15 protein-coding genes and 1 tRNA gene are annotated in these 17,651 nt (G+C 70.2%); 5 read left to right on the forward strand and 11 right to left on the reverse strand.

Annotation, left to right across the window (positions count from 1 at the left end):
- Window positions 1-19: 19 nt before the first annotated feature.
- Window positions 20-532, reverse strand: a complete 513-nt coding sequence (locus P3X83_RS10180; RefSeq protein WP_277304681.1) for a hypothetical protein — start codon at window positions 530-532, stop codon at window positions 20-22.
- A gap of 197 nt (window positions 533-729) precedes the next feature.
- On the opposite strand from P3X83_RS10180, the gene P3X83_RS10185 reads away from it, so the two are divergent.
- Together P3X83_RS10185 and P3X83_RS10190 are read left to right on the forward strand one after the other, a co-directional pair.
- Window positions 730-1,260, forward strand: coding sequence for a peptidylprolyl isomerase (locus P3X83_RS10185; RefSeq protein ID WP_277304845.1), 531 nt, complete (start codon window positions 730-732; stop codon window positions 1,258-1,260).
- Between the two features lie 134 nt (window positions 1,261-1,394).
- Window positions 1,395-2,282 carry a rhomboid family intramembrane serine protease gene (locus tag P3X83_RS10190; RefSeq protein ID WP_277304682.1) on the forward strand — a complete coding sequence of 296 codons (888 nt, stop codon included), beginning with the start codon at window positions 1,395-1,397 and terminating at the stop codon, window positions 2,280-2,282.
- An 86-nt stretch (window positions 2,283-2,368) separates the two neighbouring features.
- Here P3X83_RS10190 and P3X83_RS10195 read toward each other — a convergent pair whose 3' ends face one another.
- Window positions 2,369-2,620 (reverse strand): cell division protein CrgA, encoded by a 252-nt coding sequence (locus P3X83_RS10195; protein WP_277304683.1) that lies wholly within the window; start codon window positions 2,618-2,620, stop codon window positions 2,369-2,371.
- Window positions 2,621-2,736: 116 nt separating this feature from the next.
- On the opposite strand from P3X83_RS10195, the gene P3X83_RS10200 reads away from it, so the two are divergent.
- On the forward strand, window positions 2,737-3,318 hold the full coding sequence (locus P3X83_RS10200; RefSeq protein WP_277304684.1) for a gamma-glutamyl-gamma-aminobutyrate hydrolase family protein: 582 nt from the start codon (window positions 2,737-2,739) through the stop codon (window positions 3,316-3,318).
- 162 nt (window positions 3,319-3,480) lie between these two features.
- Here P3X83_RS10200 and pknB read toward each other — a convergent pair whose 3' ends face one another.
- The 7 genes from pknB to P3X83_RS10235 all read right to left on the reverse strand — a co-directional run bounded on the left by pknB (window position 3,481) and on the right by P3X83_RS10235 (window position 12,261).
- Window positions 3,481-5,325, reverse strand: coding sequence for a Stk1 family PASTA domain-containing Ser/Thr kinase (pknB, locus tag P3X83_RS10205; RefSeq protein ID WP_277304685.1), 1,845 nt, complete (start codon window positions 5,323-5,325; stop codon window positions 3,481-3,483).
- Window positions 5,326-5,408: 83 nt separating this feature from the next.
- Entirely contained in the window at window positions 5,409-6,908 is a 1,500-nt protein-coding gene (locus P3X83_RS10210; protein WP_277304686.1) for a serine/threonine-protein kinase, read from the reverse strand.
- Window positions 6,905-8,359 carry a penicillin-binding transpeptidase domain-containing protein gene (locus P3X83_RS10215; protein WP_277304687.1) on the reverse strand — a complete coding sequence of 485 codons (1,455 nt, stop codon included), beginning with the start codon at window positions 8,357-8,359 and terminating at the stop codon, window positions 6,905-6,907. Before P3X83_RS10215 ends, P3X83_RS10210 begins: the two co-directional genes overlap by 4 nt.
- Window positions 8,356-9,702 carry an FtsW/RodA/SpoVE family cell cycle protein gene (locus P3X83_RS10220; RefSeq protein WP_277304846.1) on the reverse strand — a complete coding sequence of 449 codons (1,347 nt, stop codon included), beginning with the start codon at window positions 9,700-9,702 and terminating at the stop codon, window positions 8,356-8,358. The genes P3X83_RS10215 and P3X83_RS10220 overlap by 4 nt, the downstream gene beginning before the upstream one ends.
- 65 nt (window positions 9,703-9,767) lie before the next feature.
- Entirely contained in the window at window positions 9,768-11,039 is a 1,272-nt protein-coding gene (locus P3X83_RS10225; RefSeq protein ID WP_277304688.1) for a Stp1/IreP family PP2C-type Ser/Thr phosphatase, read from the reverse strand.
- Window positions 11,036-11,503 carry an FHA domain-containing protein gene (locus P3X83_RS10230; RefSeq protein WP_277304689.1) on the reverse strand — a complete coding sequence of 156 codons (468 nt, stop codon included), beginning with the start codon at window positions 11,501-11,503 and terminating at the stop codon, window positions 11,036-11,038. The genes P3X83_RS10225 and P3X83_RS10230 overlap by 4 nt, the downstream gene beginning before the upstream one ends.
- Before the next feature lie 17 nt (window positions 11,504-11,520).
- Window positions 11,521-12,261 carry a DUF3662 and FHA domain-containing protein gene (locus P3X83_RS10235; RefSeq protein WP_277304690.1) on the reverse strand — a complete coding sequence of 247 codons (741 nt, stop codon included), beginning with the start codon at window positions 12,259-12,261 and terminating at the stop codon, window positions 11,521-11,523.
- A gap of 147 nt (window positions 12,262-12,408) precedes the next feature.
- On the opposite strand from P3X83_RS10235, the gene P3X83_RS10240 reads away from it, so the two are divergent.
- Window positions 12,409-12,491, forward strand: a tRNA-Leu gene (locus P3X83_RS10240).
- Between the two features lie 567 nt (window positions 12,492-13,058).
- Here the strand turns inward: P3X83_RS10240 and P3X83_RS10245 are convergent.
- The gene (locus tag P3X83_RS10245; RefSeq protein ID WP_277304691.1) at window positions 13,059-14,093 is read right to left on the reverse strand and encodes a hemolysin family protein; all 1,035 of its coding nucleotides are present in this window, start codon (window positions 14,091-14,093) and stop codon (window positions 13,059-13,061) included.
- Window positions 14,090-15,448, reverse strand: a complete 1,359-nt coding sequence (locus tag P3X83_RS10250; RefSeq protein ID WP_277304692.1) for a hemolysin family protein — start codon at window positions 15,446-15,448, stop codon at window positions 14,090-14,092. The genes P3X83_RS10245 and P3X83_RS10250 overlap by 4 nt, the downstream gene beginning before the upstream one ends.
- 336 nt (window positions 15,449-15,784) lie before the next feature.
- Here P3X83_RS10250 and P3X83_RS10255 point away from each other — a divergent pair, with 336 nt between their 5' ends.
- The gene (locus P3X83_RS10255) at window positions 15,785-17,107 is read left to right on the forward strand and encodes an LCP family protein (RefSeq protein WP_277304693.1); all 1,323 of its coding nucleotides are present in this window, start codon (window positions 15,785-15,787) and stop codon (window positions 17,105-17,107) included.
- Window positions 17,108-17,651: the final 544 nt, after the last annotated feature.

A 17,651-nucleotide genomic window follows, 5' to 3' on the forward strand; every position in this document is an offset into this window, starting at 1 on the left:
CCCGCCGACTCGCCCGTCGTCAGGACAACCTGTTGGCGATGTCCTCCGCCTGCCGGTTCGCGTTGTGCCCGGCGGCGTCGGACTTCTCCGCGATCTTGTCACCGGCCCGGCCCGCCTTCTCGCCCGCCCACTGCGAGGCGTCGGCGGCGGTCTCCTTGACCGTGCCCGCCACACTGCCGGCCACGCTGTCGGTCCACTCCCGGGCGGCGGTGTTCTTGCGATAAATCATGAACCCCGCGGCTCCCAGGGCCAGCCCGCCGACCAGGATCATGATCGGCAGTCTGCGGGATCGCCTCGGCTTGGGATCGACCTTCCTGGCCGCCTCGCTCAGCATCGAGCTGACCCGGGGGGCGAGTTGGTCCTCGACCGAGTGGGCCGCCTGATCTAGCCTGGGAGCAGCCCAGGTCCTCGCTTCGATGATCCGGCTCGCGGCCAGGTCGCGGGCCGATTCGGCCATCGGGCCGACCTGCAGCCTGGCACGCTCGTACTGGGCCTTCATCCGGCCCTGCCACGTCTCTGGTCGGATGACCATACCGCGGCGTCTCTTTTCTCTCAGGGACACGACAACCTCCCCTGTCGTTGGGGCCCCGTCACGACCCCTTCCCCTGCGAAGGCGCCTCAATCATGGAGGTCCGTGAGAGGATGCCGGGTGGCCTTTGGTGCCGCCGTCATGAAAACACGATTGAATCCGCCTGCCGGGCAGGCGTAGTAAAAGGGGGCAGCCACCTCATGGCTGACAAACTCATCGCAACCTTGCGTACCAACCTTGGCACGTTCAAGATCGAACTGTTCCCGAACCATGCGCCCAAGACCGTGCGCAACTTCGTGGAGCTCGCCGAGGGCACCCGGGAGTGGACTCACCCGGAGACCGGTGAGAAGACCAACGCGAAGCTCTACGACGGCACGATCTTCCACCGGATCATCCCGACGTTCATGATCCAGGGCGGCGACCCGCTCGGTCAGGGCATCGGCGGCCCGGGATACAAGTTCGACGACGAGATCCACCCCGATCTCTACTTCAACCGGCCGTACCTGCTGGCCATGGCCAACGCGGGCAAGCAGATGGGCCGGGGCACGAACGGGTCTCAGATCTTCATCACGGTCGGCCCGCAGCCGCACCTCAACGGTCAGCACACCATCTTCGGTGAGGTGATCGAGGGCACCGACGTCGTCGACCGGATCAGCCGTGTCGAGACCGGGCGCAACGCCCGCCCCGTCAAGGACGTCGTGCTCGAAGAAGTCACCATCGAGCGCGTCTGAACGGACCCGGCGGCGGCCCCTCCGTGCGGGCCGCCGCCCCCCACCGGCCTATCGGGGCGGCGCGCGCATGCGCGAAGGTGAATAGGCTGGCAGTCTGTGGATAAGCGCACGGTCGAAGGGGCCCTCAGTACGCGATGACCACTCAGCCGCCCATCCCGCCCACGTCCCCCGATCAGCCGGGGGCCAACGCGGTGCCCACGTGTTTCCGGCATCCCGACCGGGAGACCTACGTCCGCTGCCAGCGCTGTGAGCGTCCGATCTGCCCGGACTGCATGCGTGAGGCCGCGGTCGGCCACCAGTGCGTCGAATGCGTCCGCGAGGGCGGCAGAACCATCCGGCAGGCCAAGGCGGTGTTCGGCGGGCAGGCCGTCGCCGTGCCACGGGTCACCTACGCGCTGCTCGCCCTCAACCTGGTCGCCTACGTCATCGAGACGTTCTTCACCGTGCAGGTCATCGGCTACTTCGCGATGGACTCGGCGTCCGTCGCCGTCAACGGCGAGTGGTACCGGCTGATCACCAGCGCCTTCCTGCACCTGCCGCTGACCTCCGGCGGGCTCGCCCTCACCCACATCCTGTTCAACATGTGGGCACTGTGGGTGATCGGCCCCGAACTGGAGCGCCGGCTGGGCTCGGCCCGCTTCGCCGCGCTCTACCTGGCCTCCGCCCTGGGCGGCTCGGTGGCGATCTACCTGCTCGGCGTGGGCGCGGTGGGAGCCTCCGGCGCCATCTACGGCCTGTTCGGGGCGCTGTTCGTGGTGGGCAGACGGCTCGGCTACGACGTGCGCGGCGTGCTCTGGCTGATCGGCATCAACGTCGCCATCACCTTCCTGCTCGGCTCGATCATCAGCTGGCAGGGACACCTGGGCGGCCTGGTCACCGGTGGCCTGGTGGCGGCCGTCCTCGCCTACGCGCCGAGCAAGAACCGCGGCCTCGTGCAGTGGGCGGGCATCGCGGTGATCGTCGCCGTGCTGCTGCTCACGGTCGCGATCTTCCCGCCGTTCGCCGCGCTCGGCATGTTCTGATCGGCTCGCCGGGCGCACCTGGGAAACGGCACGCCGATCCGGCGCCGGTCATCTTCCCCAGGCTGTGGATAAAACTGTGGAAAGGTCTAACGCCAGCGGGTGGAGAGCACCACACCGAAGATGATGAACACAAACCCGATCAGCAGGTTCCAGTTTCCAAGAGTGCTGATGAACGGCGTGCCCGGCGGCACGATGTAGAACACCGCGATCCACACGATGCCGATGATCCACGCCGCGACCATGGTCGGTGCCAGCCAGCGCGGACTGACCTTGACCGCCTCGGTCTTGGCGGGCGGCGTGTAGACCGCCTTCTTGCGCGTCGTCTTGGACTTGGGCACTGGAATCTCCTGGGGTGGGGTGCGCCGGGAACCGACGAACGCTCCCGATGCTTACTTGGCTAGCGTAATCGCTGGCAAGCGAAGACCGCTGTAAGGATAGTCCGCGGAGAGAGGCCATGGCGATTCCCCGGGTACTGGTCGTGGACAACCACGATAGTTTCGTCCACAACATCGTCCAGTATCTCCGCGAACTGGGCGCCGACTGCGACGTCCGTCCGAGAGACGAAGTGACGGCCGACGCCGGGGCGTCCGGGTTCGACGGCGTGCTGATCAGCCCTGGTCCGGGCACGCCCGAGGCGGCCGGGGTGAGCGTGTCGCTGGTCCGCCGCTGCGCCGAGATCGGGGTGCCGCTGCTCGGCGTCTGCCTCGGCCACCAGGCCATCGCGGTCGCCTACGGCGGCGCCGTGGGCCGCGCCCGGACCCTCATGCACGGCCGCACCAGCGCCATCACCCACGACGGCGTCGGCGTGTTCGCGGGCATCCCCTCACCGGTCACGATGACCCGATACCACTCCCTGGCCGTACGCGCGCCCAGCCTGCCCGAGGATCTCCAGGTGACCGCCGTCGCCGAGGACGGCGAGGTGATGGGCCTGCGGCACCGCTCGGCGGCGATCGAAGGCGTGCAGTTCCACCCAGAATCGGTGCTGTCGGAGCACGGCCATCGAATGCTGGGCAACTGGTTGTCCGGAATCGTGTAACACCGGGCGCTCCCTGAACGACTAACCAGTGAGGCCCCCGCCGTTGCCCCCGAGCGGCGGGGGCCTTCTTCTGTTCTCCCAGGCTTGTTTCTCCCAGGCGACCGCTGTCGCCCCCAAAACGAACGAGGGCCCGCTCCCCGGTGGGAGCGGGCCCTCGCGCCGTCAGAAGTCGCCCTGCGGGTCGTCCTGCTCGGGGAAGGGCTCGCCGTCCGTCGGCTCCACGGTCGGGAAGTCGGTCGGCGGGACGTCGTCGTCCGTGGGCTCCTCGGTGGGCTGCTGCGGCTGCTCGGGGCCCGTGGAGACCAGGATCGTGACCGTCGTCTTCGGGTTGAGCTTGCTCCCGGCGGGCGGGCTGGTGCTGATCACATTGCCCGCGGGGACGTCGGCGCTGGGCTGCTCGACCGTCTTGACCTGGAAGCCGGCCTGGGTGAGCGCCCGCTTGGCCTCCGCCAGGGTGTATCCGGCCAGGTCGGGCACCTCGATGCGATCCATCGGCACGAAGAGCTTGACCGTCGAGCCCTTCTCCACGGACTCACCGGCCTTCGGATCGGTCTGGTAGACCTTGTCCGGCGCGCGGTTGACGGCCTTGGCCGTCACGGTGGTGTTGAAGCCCGCCTTCTCCAGCGCCGTCTTGGCGTCTTCGAGGGACTGGTTGACCACGTCGGGCACCTTGACCTTCTCGACGCCCTTGGAGACCTTGAGCTTCACCTCGCTCTGCGTGGCCACCTGGCTCCCCGCGGGCGGGTCGGTGCCGATCACCTGGCCCTCGTCGAACTCGTCGCTGTTCTCCGTCACCTTGACGACCTTCAGCCCCGCCTCGGTCAGCTCCTTGGTGGCGGCGGCGGCCTCCTGGGAGGAGACGTCGGGGATCGTGACCGTCGTGGCGGCGGGGGTGTCGCTCGGCGAACTGAGATAGAGCCAGCCGACCCCGATGAACGCGCCGATGATCAGCAGTGGCACCAGGATCCACAGGGTGGTGCGCAGCGCGGTGTTGCCCTTGGGGGCCGCCCGCCTGCGCCCGCCTCCGCGGGTCTCCTCGCCGTACTCGTAGTCGGGGATGGCGCCGGTGCGCTGCGTCGCCGGGCCGCCCGCGCCCGGGGCGACCATGGTGCGGCCGCCGTAGTCGCCGGCGCTGATCGCCATCGTCTGCTGCGGGGCGTCGACCGGCATCCCGGACATGGCCCGCTGGAGCTCGGCCCGCATCTCACCGGCGCTCTGGTAGCGGTGCGCGGGGTCCTTGGCCATCGCCTTGAGCACGATCGTGTCTGCCCACATGGGGATCTCACGGTCGATCTGCGACGGCGGGATCGGCTCCTCCCTGACGTGCTGGTAGGCGATCGCCACCGGAGAGTCGCCGGTGAACGGCGGCTGCCCGGTCAGTAGCTCGTACAGCACACAGCCGGTGGAGTAGACGTCGCTGCGGGCGTCGACCCGCTCGCCCCTGGCCTGCTCCGGCGAGAGGTACTGGGCGGTGCCGATCACCTGGGCGGTCTGGGTCATGGTGGAGGCGCCGTCGGCCATCGCCCTGGCGATGCCGAAGTCCATCACCTTGACGTCGCCCGCCCGGGTGATCATCACGTTGGCGGGCTTGATGTCGCGGTGCACGATGCCGCCGCGGTGGCTGTAGTCGAGGGCCCGCAGGATGCCGTCCACCAGCTCGCCGGCCCGCTCGGGGAGCAGCCGCCGGTCGGCGCGGAGCAGGTCGCGCAGCGTCCGCCCGTCGACGTACTCCATCACGATGTACGGCACCGGCGTGCCGTCCATCATGTCCTCGCCGGTGTCGTAGACCGCGATGATCGACGGGTGGTTCAGCGACGCGGCCGACTGCGCCTCACGGCGGAACCTGGCCTGGAACGTGTGGTCCCTGGCGAGGTCCGAGCGGAGGGTCTTGATCGCGACTACACGGTCCAGTCGGATGTCCCTGGCGCGGTACACCTCGGCCATGCCGCCGCGCCCGACGATCCCGTCGAGCTCATAGCGACCACCGAGTAGCCGAGGCTGAGTCATTTCCTGCACTGTCCCTTACCGTTCATCATCGGGTGCCGGCGCGCCAACAGGCCGTCGGTGTCCATCATCGACCCCGTATCGCATTACGTCTGCCCGTTCTGCGGGTTGGTGTCACCCGGATCGGGGGTGTCCGTCGGCGTCATCGTAGGTGTGGGGGTCTCTGTCGGCGTTGGCGTCGGGGTGGGGGTCGGTGTGGGCTTGGGAGTCGGCCTGCGCGTGGGCGTGGCCGACGAGCTTACGCTAACCGACACCGAGGGTGTCGGCCGCGACGACTTTACCGGGGGCGCGTTGGTACGCGTCCGTGTCGCGGGCCGTGTCCTGTTGGAGGGTTTGGACTTCGTCGGCTCGGTGGTCTCCACCAACGGGGTCGGCTCCTCGTTGCCGCCCATGGGCTGCTGCGGGGACTGCGGGGGAAGCTGCGAGAGGGCCAGGCCGCCCAGCCCGACCACGGCGGCGCAGCCGGCAGTGGCGACCAGCACCGTGGTGCGGCGGCGACGGCGGCGCACCGGCCGCCCGGCGGGGGCCTCCGGCGTGTCGGGCACCGGATCGGGCGGCGACCCGGCCGACGGCGTGGTGCTCTGCCCGGACGAGACCGGGACCCCGGTCACCGGGGTCGGCATCCCGGGGATGCGCGTGGGGTCGTAGAGGCCGGGCTCGCCGGGGGTGCCGCGTTCGACGAACGTGGCCCCGGAGTCGGCGCTCCGCCGTACCCGGTAGCCGGAGGGGTCGGTGAGGTTGCCCAGGTCGGCGCCGCCCGTGGAGGAGGTCAGCGACTCGCGCAGGGCGTAGGCGCGGTCCGCGACCTCGCCGGTGCCGGCCGGCCTACTGCCCGGGTCCTTGGCCAGCATGGCCAGCACCAGCGCGCGCACCGGCGCCGGGACGTCCTCGGGCAGCGGCGGCGGCGGGTCGTTGAGGTGCTGGAGCGCGATCCCCACGTGCGTGTCCGCGACGAACGGCGGGCGCCCGGCCAGGCACTCGTAAGCCACCACGCCGAGTGAATACAGGTCGGTGGACGGGGTGAGGGTCGCCCCCGACGCCTGCTCGGGGCTCACGTACTGGGCGGTGCCGAGCACGGTGCCGGTCTGGGTCACCGGCGCGGCCTCCAGCGCCCGCGCGATCCCGAAGTCGGTGATCTTGATCACTCCGGCCGGCGTGACCAGCAGGTTGCCCGGCTTGATGTCGCGGTGGATGATCCCCGAGGCGTGGGCCGTGGACAGCGCCCGCGCCGACTGGTGGATCACGTCGAGGGTGACGTCGGGGCTCAGCCGGTTGTTACGGGACAGGATCGAGGCCAGCGGCTCGCCGTGGACCAGCTCCATCACCAGATACGCGACGTCGGCGTGCTCGCCATAGTCGTAGACCTGGGCGATGCCGGGGTCGGACAGCCCGGCGGTGATCCGCGCCTCCGTGCGGAACCGCTGCCGGAACGCCGGGTCGGCGGCGACGTGCTGGCGCAGCAGCTTGACCGCGACCTCACGGCCGAGCAGCTCGTCGCGGGCCCGCCAGACCTCGCCCATCCCCCCGGTGGCGATCCGGCCCACCAGGAGGTAGCGATTGCCCAGCGTGGGCCCTCGCGAGCTCATCGCCCGAGCACCGCCTCCATGACCGACTTGGCGATCGGGGCCGCGGTGTGACCACCGGAGGCGTCGGTGCCCGCGCTGCCGGACTCGACCAGCACGGCCACGGCCACCTTCGGCTTCTGGGCGGGGGCGAAGGAGATGAACCAGGCGTGCGGGGCCTGGCCCTCCGCCGTCTCGGCGGTGCCGGTCTTGCCGCCGACCTCGACGCCCGGGATCTGCGCCGCGGTGGCCGTGCCCTGACGGACCACGCTGACCATCATCTCCCGCAGCTTGGCGGCGGTCTCCGAGCTCATCGCCGTGGACAGCTCGTCGGGGTCGGCGTTCTCCACCTCGCCGCCCTCGGCGTCGGCGATCCGGTTCACCAGATACGGCTTCATCACCTTGCCGTCGTTGGCGATCCCGGCCGCGATCAGGGCCATCTCCAGCGGCGTCATCTGCACGCTGCGCTGCCCGATGGACGCCTGGGCCAGCGCCGCGGCGTCCTCCTCGGGGCCGATGCTGCTCTCGGCCACGCCCATCGGGACGGTCAGCCGCTCGCCGCCGATGCCGAACTTGGTCGCCTGGTCCTTCATCTTCTCGTAGCCCAGGTCGATGCCGATCTTGCCGAACGGGGTGTTGCAGGAGCGTTCGAGCGCGAACACCAGGGTCACCCGGCCCGCGCCGCACGCCGCGCCGCCGTAGTTGGGCAGGTCGGCGGTGGTGTTCGGCAGGTCGAGCCGTTGCGGGGCGTCGACCATCGTGGAGGCGTTGCGGCTGCTGTCGTCTTCCAGGAAGGCGGCGGCGGTGAGCACCTTGAACGTGGAGCCCGGCGGATAGGTCTCGCCGATGGCGCGGTTGATCAGCGGCCGGTTCTTGGCCTTGTCCAGCTCGTCGTAACGCTTGAAGACCGCCCCCTTGTCGACGCCGGACAGCTCGTTGGGGTCGAAGGTGGGCAGCGAGACCATGGCCAGGATCGCGCCGGTCTCCGGGTCGAGCGCCACGACCGCGCCGCGCTTGCCGCTCTGGCGCAGCGCGTTGTAGGCGGCCTCCTGGGCCTTGGGCAGGATCGTGAGATCGACGTTGGCGCCCTTGGACGCCTTGTTGGTGAACAGGTCGATGCTGCGCCGGATCAGCAGCGACGGGTCGCTGCCGTCGAGCAGCGAGTTGCGGGCGGACTCGATGGCCGACTGGCTCTCCGGCGAGAAGTAGCCGGTGATGTGGGCGTAGAGCGGGCCCTTGGGATAGTTCCGAACGAAGCGGAACTGTCCCTCCTTCTCCACCGACTCGGCGAGCACCTCCCGGCCCGCGGTGATGCGCCCCCGCTCGACGTCGTAGCGGGCGTAGAAGTTGCGCTTGTTGCGCGCGTCGTCGCGCAGGCCCTCCGCGCGGACCGCCTGCAGGTAGTTGATATTGGCCATGAGCAGGCCGAACATCAGCAGGCAGGCCAGTGCCGCGCGCTTGAGCGGCCCGTTCATCGCTGAAACACCTGCGTCATCCCTTCGTCCTGGATCGCCTGGGGCGGCGGCCTTCGGGCGGAGTCGGACATGCGTACGAGCAGCGCGATGAGGATCCAGTTGGCCAGCAGGGCCGAGCCGCCCTGCGACATGAACGGAGTGACCAGGCCGGTCAGCGGGATCAGGTTGGTGACGCCGCCGACGATGATGAAGACCTGCCAGGCGAGGATGAACGACAGGCCGCCCGCCAGCAGCTTGGAGAACGGGTCGCGGGCCGCGATCGAGGTCCGCAGGCCGCGCTGCACGATCAGCGCGTAGACCATGAGCAGCGCCATCAGCCCGGTGAGGCCCAGTTCCTCACCGGTCGCGGCGAAGATGAAGTCGGAGAACGACAGCGGGATCAGATACGGGTGGCCCTGCCCGAGCCCGGTGCCCAGCACCCCGCCCGTGCCCAGCGCGAACAGCCCCTCCATGAGCTGGCCGGAGCCGCCCACCTTGTCGAAGAGCTTGGGGTCCTCCGGGTTGAGGTAGACCGTGAAACGGTCGGCGACGTGGTCGAAGACGAGCCCGGCCAGGATGGCGCCGCCGACGAAGAGCAGGATGCCGATCAGCACCCACGAGGTGCGCTGGGTGGCGATGTAAAGCATCGCGATGAACGTGCCGAACAGCAGCAGCGAGGACCCGAGGTCGCGCTGCAGGACGAGCACGCCGAGGCTCACGCCCCAGGTGATGAGCACGGGGCCGAGGTCGCGGGCGCGCGGCAGGTCGATGAACAGCAGACGGCGGCCCGCCAGGGCCAGCACGTCGCGCTTGGCCACCAGGTAACCGGCGAAGAAGACCACCAGCGCGAGCTTGGCGAACTCGGAGGGCTGCAGGTTGGCGAAGCCCAGGGTGATCCAGATGCGGGCGCCGTTGATGGTCTGGCCCAGGCCGGGGACCAGCGGCGAGACGAGCAGGGCGAGCCCGACGAAGCCTGCGGTGTAGGTCATCCGCTGCAGCGCGCGATGGTCGCGCAGCACGATCAGCGTGACGGAGAACATGACGATGCCGACGGCGGTCCAGAAGAGCTGGGTGTTCGAGGAGGCCAGGTCCTCCCCGGCCGTCTCGATCCGGTAGATCATCACCAGGCCGATGCCGTTGACCAGGGTGACCAGCGGGAGGATCAGCGGGTCGGCCCATGGGGCGAACTTGGCCAGCACCAGATAGGCGGCCAGCACCAGGCCGCCGAGGCCCAGGCCGTAGGTCAGCATGCCTGCCGGGATGGTGCCGTCGATGGCCAATCCCACGCTGGCGTAGGCGCCCATCACGACCGCGACGGCGAAGGCGAGCATGGCGAGCTGCGCCCCGCGTCGCTTGGCGGGCATGGGGACGGCGCCCGTGGTCGCTACCACGGCCGCGCTCCGGTCGCCGCTCGATGCACCGAAATCAACTAGGGAGACCTCGTGGATTGGGGGTTGGGACTGGCCGTGCCGTCTTCGCCCTGCGACTTCTCCGCAGGGCCGCGCAGCTCCTCGACCTTGCGAATGCCCTCATCGAGGCTGGTGACCGGTATGCCGTTGCGGATCTGGCCCTGCTGGAACGCGTCGAGCGTGGACACCCGCTGCCCGGTGCTCTTGGCCACCTCGAAGAACTGGAGCGGGCCCAGCTCGGCGTCGACGCCGCGGAAGACCACGATCTGGTCTCCGTTGGCGCCGACGAAGAACTGGTCCTGGGTCCAGCGCCAGCCGAAATAGCCGCCGCCCAGAACGAGGACGGCGGCCACCGTGAACACGCCGGCGAGCAACGGCCAGACCCGCTTCCTGCGCACCGGGCGCGCCGCCGCCATCGGCATTTCCAGGTCTTCGTCGGTGATGACCGGCTGCGGGGCGGTGATCGTCGCGCGCCCCTCCTGGACCTCGTGCGGCTGGGTGGCGACCTGCATGCGGGTCGCGCCCGCGGCCCCCACGACGGCCGCCTCGCCCGGCGGCACCCCGTCGTCCTCGACCTCGATGACGTCGGCGATGACACAGGTGATGTTGTCGGGGCCGCCGCCGCGGTTGGCGAGGTCGATCAGCGCCCTGACGACCTCTTCCGGCTCGTCGACCGTGGTCAGCGTGTTGTGCATGGTCTCGGCGCTGACCACCCCCGACAGGCCGTCGGAGCAGAGCAGGTAGCGGTCGTCGACCTGCGCCTCGCGCAGCGTCAGGTCGGGATCGACCTCGCCGCTGCCGTCGAGCGCCCGCAGCAGGATGGACCGCTGCGGGTGCGTGGCGGCCTCCTCCGGCGTGATCCGGCCGTCGTCGACCAGCGACTGCACCAGGGTGTGGTCGTGGGTGATCTGGTAGAGCTCACCACGTCTCAGCAGGTAGGCACGTGAGTCGCCGACGTGCACGAGGGCGACCTGGGTGCCGTTCCAGAGCATCGCGGTGAGCGTGGTGCCCATGCCCTTCAGGCTGGGATCCCGGCCGACCATCTCGTGCAGTTTGCGATTCGCGTCGCGTACCGCGGCCTCGATGGCGCTGAGCAGATCGCCCCCGTGTGTGTCTTTTTCGAGGGCGGCCATGGCGGCGATGGCGACCGAGCTGGCCACCTCGCCGTGAGCGTGCCCGCCCATGCCGTCGGCGACGGCGAGCAGGCGGGCGCTGGCGTAGGCCGAGTCCTCGTTACCTTCGCGGAGGAGGCCGACGTCCGAGCGGGCGGCGTAGCGGAGTGCGATGGTCATTTGCGCAATTCAATGACGGTCTTGCCGATGCGGATCGGAACACCGAGCGGCACCGGAGTCGGACGGGTGACTTTGGAGCGGTCGAGATATGTGCCGTTGGTGGAACCGAGATCTTCCACGATCCACTGACCGTCCTGGGGGAAGAGGCGGGCATGCCGGCTGGAAGCGTAGTCGTCGCTCAGCACCAGCGTGGCGTCGTTCGCCCTGCCGATGGTGATCGGCGTCTCAGAGAGCGTAATGGTGGTGCCCTGCAGCGGGCCACCTGTGACGACCATCTGCCGTGGCTCCCCCTTCCTGGGTTTGGCGGCCGGCTTGTGCGGCTTGGCCGCCTTCGCCGCCTTTGGCGCCGTAGCCGTACGTGGGCCGAACAGGTCTGTCCGGATCACGCCGACCGCGGCGATCACAAAGAACCACAGCACCGCGAGAAACGCGAGCCGGATCAGCAGCAGCGTGAGCTCGGACATGGACCGTTTGTCTACCCCTAATCGCGCCGGAACACCAGAGTCGTACGCCCCAGCGTCACGCGAGTGCCGTTCTGGAGCTCGACCCGGCGAACCGGCTGGCCATTGACGAAGGTGCCGTTGGTGGAGCCTAGATCGACGAGCACGACCTGCTGGCCTTCGACCCGCAGCTCGGCGTGGTGCCGGGACACCCCCGGATCCACGAGCCTCAGGTCGCAGTCGGTGCCGCGGCCGAGCAGCGTCACCGGTGTGGTCAGCTCGAAGGAACGCTGTCCCTGCGGGTCGTCCTGGGTGGACACCAGCAGCCTCGGACGGCCGGCGAAGGCGTGCGAACGCGCCGGTGGGAGGTCGCTCACCGGGCGCCGGATCTCGTCCTGTTCCACGGTCGCGCCCCGGATCACCCCGGAGCGGATGCGGAACAGGCCGACCGCCAGATCCTCGGCGGTCTCGAAACGGACCCGGACCGGACCGACGAAGGAGTAGCCCTGTTCCTTGGCGTACTCCCTGGCGAGGTTGGCGAGCTCGTGGCCGATGCTGTCGGCATAAACCTCCAGACGCTCGCTGTCGGTGACCGAGAGCTCGACGACGAAGTCGTTGGGTACGAGAGTGCGTCCCTGGGCGACGATCGCTGCCCGCTCGTCCATCTCCCGCTGAACCGCGCTGGCGACCTCGACCGGCTGAAGGTCGGACTTGAACGCCCGCGCAAAGGCTCCCTCAACCAATCCCTCGAGCCGTCGCTCGAAGCGCTGAAGGACTCCCACCGGGTACCTCCCTTCTTCCGTGCGTGTGGTCGCGGCGGCTCAGATGCCCGTTGGCCGGCATCCGGCTTCTCCGCTCGCGTCTAGAGGGATCGTATCCGGGTTCAGTGGCACCATCGGTTCCGTGCTACTGTTTCTCAGCACCCACAAGGGCGGGTGGCGGAACGGCAGACGCGCACGGTTCAGGTCCGTGTGTCCGAAAGGACGTGAGGGTTCAAATCCCTCCTCGCCCACTCGGAAGAGGCTCCGGCTCTCCGGAGACCGGATTCCCTTCTTCTCCTCCCTCTCCTGTTCTTCGGTAGAGGTCGTCTTTCCTCGCATGGCCGCTCGCCTTCCGGCAGCGGCCATTGGCATATGGCATCCCGGGCCCCGACGCGGCCGAAGGCCCGTCTGACCGGGGTGTGAACCCGCGCGGCGGTGGGGGGTGCCGCCGTCGGGCTTGGTGCGCGCTGTCATTCACTGGGCCGTTCACGTGTCGGGGCTGGCCGAACTCGATGGGGATGGTCGGTCTCCCCCCAGGGGTGAAGGCCCCGGACGACGGGCCTGGGGCGGTGGGGGAGGCTTGCGGCTGTTAAGACTTTTCTACCTCGCCTGCTTGTGGCTCGCTTTCGGAACGCTTGCATTGAGCCTTTTTCCACCAGGCACTGCCCGTCAGGACGGCTGGGGAACCTGGTGGAAAAGGGTTCAATGTTCACAGGGAACTTCGAGGTTACGGCTGGTTCGTTACGCCAGGAGAGAAACGTCCGCATCGTGACACGAGACGGCGGCGATTCCCCTCCCGGCGTCGCCTGAGCGCCCTCTCAGCGGGAGGGGACGGCCGAGGTGTCCAGCAGCTCCCTCAGCAGGTCCGTGAGGCTGACCATGCCGATCACGCGGCCCTCGGCGTCCGTCACGAGCCCCAGGTGCGCGTGAGCCTCCTGCAGCACGGTCAGGGCCTCGGGGATCGTCGCCGACTGCTCCACCCTCGGCACCGGGCGAGCCAGGTCGCCGGCCCTGCGGCCGGGCGTGGTCAGCGTGTCGCGGACGTGCAGCACGCCCAGCACGGCGTCCGGGGCGCCGGAGTTCACCAGCAGCCGCACGTGGCCGCTGCGCGCCGCCACGTCGCGCACCCGCTCGTCGTCCGCCCCCGCCGGGACGGCGGTCGCCTCCGCGATCGGCCGGGCCAGCCGGGCGATCGGCTGCTGCTGCACCCGCAGCGCCCGGGTGAGCAGGTCGTGCTCGGCCCGGTCCAGCAGCCCCATCCGCCCCGACTCGCCCACCAGCATCGCGAGCTGGTGCGGCGTGCGGGTGCTGGCCAGCTCGTCGCGCGGCCGCACGCCGAACATCCGCAGCACCACGTTCGTGAACCCGTTCAGGAGCCCGATGACCGGGCGGACCAGCCAGGTGAACCCACGGAACGGCAGGGCCAGGGTCAGCACGGCCGTCTCCGGGTGCGTCAGCGCCCACGACTTCGGCGCCATCTCGCCCACCACCATGTGCAGGAACGTGATCAGCACCAGCGCGAGGCCGAACGACACCGCCACCCGCAGCGAGTCCGGCAGTCCCGCGGCCGCGAACAGCGGCTCCAGGGCGTGGTGGATCGCCGGCTCGGTGACCATGCCCAGCCCCAGCGTGCACAGCGTGATGCCGAGCTGAGCCGCCGCCAGCATCAGGGAGAGCTGCCGCCCGCCCCTGGCCGCCGCGCGGGCCGCGACGCGCATCATCTTCCCGCCGCCGGTGGCGATCTGCTCCAGCCGGTGCCGGCGCGCGGACACGAAGGCGAACTCGGCCGCCACGAAGAACGCGTTCCCCGCCAGGAGCAGCACTCCCAGCAGCATCGCGGGTATGACGCTCATCGGCGCGCCCCCGCGGAGTCGGTCTGGACGGCGGGCGTCAGCCGCACCCACTCGGGTACGCGGCGGTGCACCGACAGCACCCGCAGCTCGGCGTGCTGCTCGGCGGCCGCGTCCTCGGCGAGCGGGTCGCTGTCCGGGGTGAGCGTGACCACGGTGCTGTCACCCTGCTCCGACATGCGGCCGAGCCGGGCGAGCACCAGGCCCGCGACCGTCTCGTACTCGTCGCTCTCGGGCAGCGCCAGCCCGGTGGCGCGTTCGACCTCGTCCAGGCGGAGGGTGCCGGGGACGTCCCAGGCGCCGTCGGCACGCCGCACGGGGCCGGGCGGGGCGGGATCGTTCTCGTCGATCAGCTCGCCCACCAGCTCCTCGGCCAGGTCCTCGACGGTGACGACGCCGGCGAGGCCGCCGTACTCGTCGATCACGCACGCCATGTCGTCACGCGCCGCGCGCATCCGGTCCAGGACGGCGGGCAGCGGCAGCGACGCCGGGATCAGCAGCGCGGGCTGAGTGATCCGCCCGATGGTCACGTCCTCGTCCGGCCCGACCGCCAGGACCTCCCGCACGCCCGTCACGCCCAGCACGTCATCGTGGTCGAGCACCGGGTAACGGGAATGGCCGGACGTGCGCAGCGCCTCCAGCAGGTCCGAGACCGGCCGTTCGGCGCGCAGCAGCACCACACGGGGGCGCGGCACCATCACGTCCTCGGCGATGTGGTCGCCGAACTCCAGGGCGCGCTCCAGCAGCTCGGACAGGCGCGGGGGCAGCTCGCCCGAGGCGCCGGACTCCGAGATGATCCGGGAAAGCTCCTCCGGCGTCGCGCCGTGCTCGACCTCTTCGATCGGCTCGACCCCGACGCTGCGCAGCAGCCGCGTGGCCGACGAGTCGAACAGCCGGATCACCGGCCCGGCCACGGCCAGATAGACCAGCGTGGAGCGGGCGAGGAACTTCGCCACCGGCTCCGGCCGGGCGATGCCGAGGTTCTTCGGGGCGAGCTCACCGAGCACCATCTGCACGATGGTCGCGACCACGACGCCGATCGCGACCGCGATACCGGTCACGGCGGCGGGCGGCAGGTCCCACGACTCCAGCATCGGACGCACCGCGTCCGCCACGGCGGGCTCGGCCAGGAAGCTGACCAGCAGCGCGGTCACCGTGATGCCGAGCTGCGCGCCGGACAACATGAACGAAAGCCGTTCGGTCACCTTCAGGGCGCGGCCCGCGGCCGCGTCGCCCGACTCCGCCTGCTCGCGCAGGGCGGCCCGGTCGGCGGCGACGAAGGCGAACTCCTGGGCGACGAAATAGCCGGTCGCCACAGTGAGAAGTACAAGGGCGATGAGGCCCAGCGCGATGCTCACCGCCGGTGCCTCGCATGGGGGGTGTGATCAGTGGAGCCCGTGCGTATGCACGGGCCGGTACTCCACGGGTCCGGACTGGACACGGTCGTCCTCTCGCTTGGTGCCGTGATCGCTAGTGGTCACTCGCGGTCACGGGTCATCAGTCGTCGTCAAAGGTAACGAACGGGCAGGGTATGGATGTTTCCACCTAGCGGTCCCGGCTCCGATTGGCGCGATCATCGCCGTATAAGTACTTTTTCATGGGAAAACCTTGACGACGCCGCAGCGCCGCGGGTGACCGGGGCGTAGCGTCGAAGTGGCGACCATCGAAGTAGGACGACGGGCGGAGATCGACACGTGGCTGAGTGGCCGGACCGCGGGCAGAGACCCGACGACGACCGCACGCGGGTCATGCGCTCGCCCGAGCCCGGGCGGCCGCACGAGCCCGGACGGGGCCCGCAACCCGCCTACCCGGCCCAGAGCGGGCCGGCCGACCCCACACAGGTGTCCCCCCAGCCCGCCGCTGCCGGCGGCGCCTTCTCGCAAGCCTCAGAGCAACGCGCAGGCTCCTCCGGGCAGCGCTCCGGCCGCGTCTACGGCCGGGAACGCGCCGGCAGCAGCCCCATGCGCCCGCTGCGCGCCGGCCGCGGCGGCGACCCGCCGCCGGAAGACCCCGGCGGCGGCGGCACGCGCGGCCGCAGCCGCAGCGGCGGCGGTAAACGGCGTCCGCTGCGGATCATCCTGATGGTCCTCGCGACCCTGCTCGTGCTGCTGCTGGTCGGCTCCGTCGCCGGATACTTCTGGATCAACGGGCGGCTGGTGGCGATCGAGGGCGTCCTCGACGACTATGAGGGCCGTCCCGCCGACACCCCCGGCGAGAACTGGCTGCTGGTCGGCTCCGACAGCCGCAAGGGCCTCACCGCCGAACAGCGCAGGAAACTCGCCACCGGCCGGGCCGCCGGGCAGCGCACCGACACCATGATGCTGCTGCACATCCCCGCCGGCGGCGACCGTCCCACCCTGGTCAGCCTCCCGCGCGACTCCTACGTGCCGATCCCCGGCAAGGGCCGCAACAAGCTCAACGCCGCCTACGCCTTCGGCAGCGGCAAACTCCTGGTCCGCACCGTCGAGCAGGTCACCGACATCCGCATCGACAACTACATGGAGATCGGCTTCGCCGGGTTCGTCGGCATCGTCGACGCCATCGGCGGCGTCGAGATCAACGTCAAGCAGGACATCAGAGACCCGAAGGCCGGAATCAACCTGAAGAAGGGCGTGCAGACCCTCGACGGCGGCACCGCCCTCGGCTACGTCCGCACCCGCGCCACCGGTGCCCTGCCCGACCTCGACCGCACCCAGCGCCAGCGCCAGCTCTTCGGCGCGGTCGTCAAGAAGGCCGCCAGCCCCGGCGTGCTGCTCAACCCCTTCACCTCGCTTCCGCTGGCCTCCAGCGCCACCGACTCCGTCCTCGTGGACGGCGGCACCGGCGCCTTCGACCTCCTCGGCCTCGGCCTGGCCATGGGCGACGGCCCCATCACCACCAGCGTCCCGGTCGGTTCCACCCCGACCCTGCCGGGCGTCGGCTCCGTCATCCAATGGGACCGCGCCAAGGCCCTCCGGCTCTTCCAGGCCCTGCGCGAAGACAAGCCCGTCCCCAAGGACGTCCTCCTCAAGAGCTAACCCCACCGCACCCTGCCGAGCGAGGGCCGCTCCCGCGCTCTTCCCGGGAGGACCGCGCTCCGCGCGCCTCATGGTCCTCGCTCCGCTCGGCCGTTCCTTCTCGGGTCGGGCTCCGCCCGACGTTCGCCCTCGGCCTCGCCGCCCGTGCACGCCATATGGCCCGCCGCCCACATACAGCAGGTGCGTACGACCGTCCTGCCGCCCGTCGTACGGCAAGCCCACTGCCATCCGCCCCCCGTGCGTGGTGACGGCCCGGTGCCCGAGCGCTTCTCAGGCGTGGTCGCTCCTCGCCGTTACGGCACCGGCTAGAAGGGCCCCTCCTTGAAGGCCCCTTCCCGGGGTGACCGCCCGTGCCGGTGCCGTCTGACCGTTACCCACCCCCCACCCCCACAGCCCCTCACGGGACGCGACCCCGCCTCCGGGTGAGGGCTGCCCCCTGCGGAGTGGTGGAAATTTGGCGCGGCCGGAGTGGCCGACCTGTGCAATGCTGCCGTGCACGGGCCACGAGACTGAGGGGGCGAGGAGGCAAGCGTCAGGCGAAGCT

This window comes from Spongiactinospora sp. TRM90649, assembly GCF_029382225.1.
GTDB lineage: Bacteria > Actinomycetota > Actinomycetes > Streptosporangiales > Streptosporangiaceae > Spongiactinospora.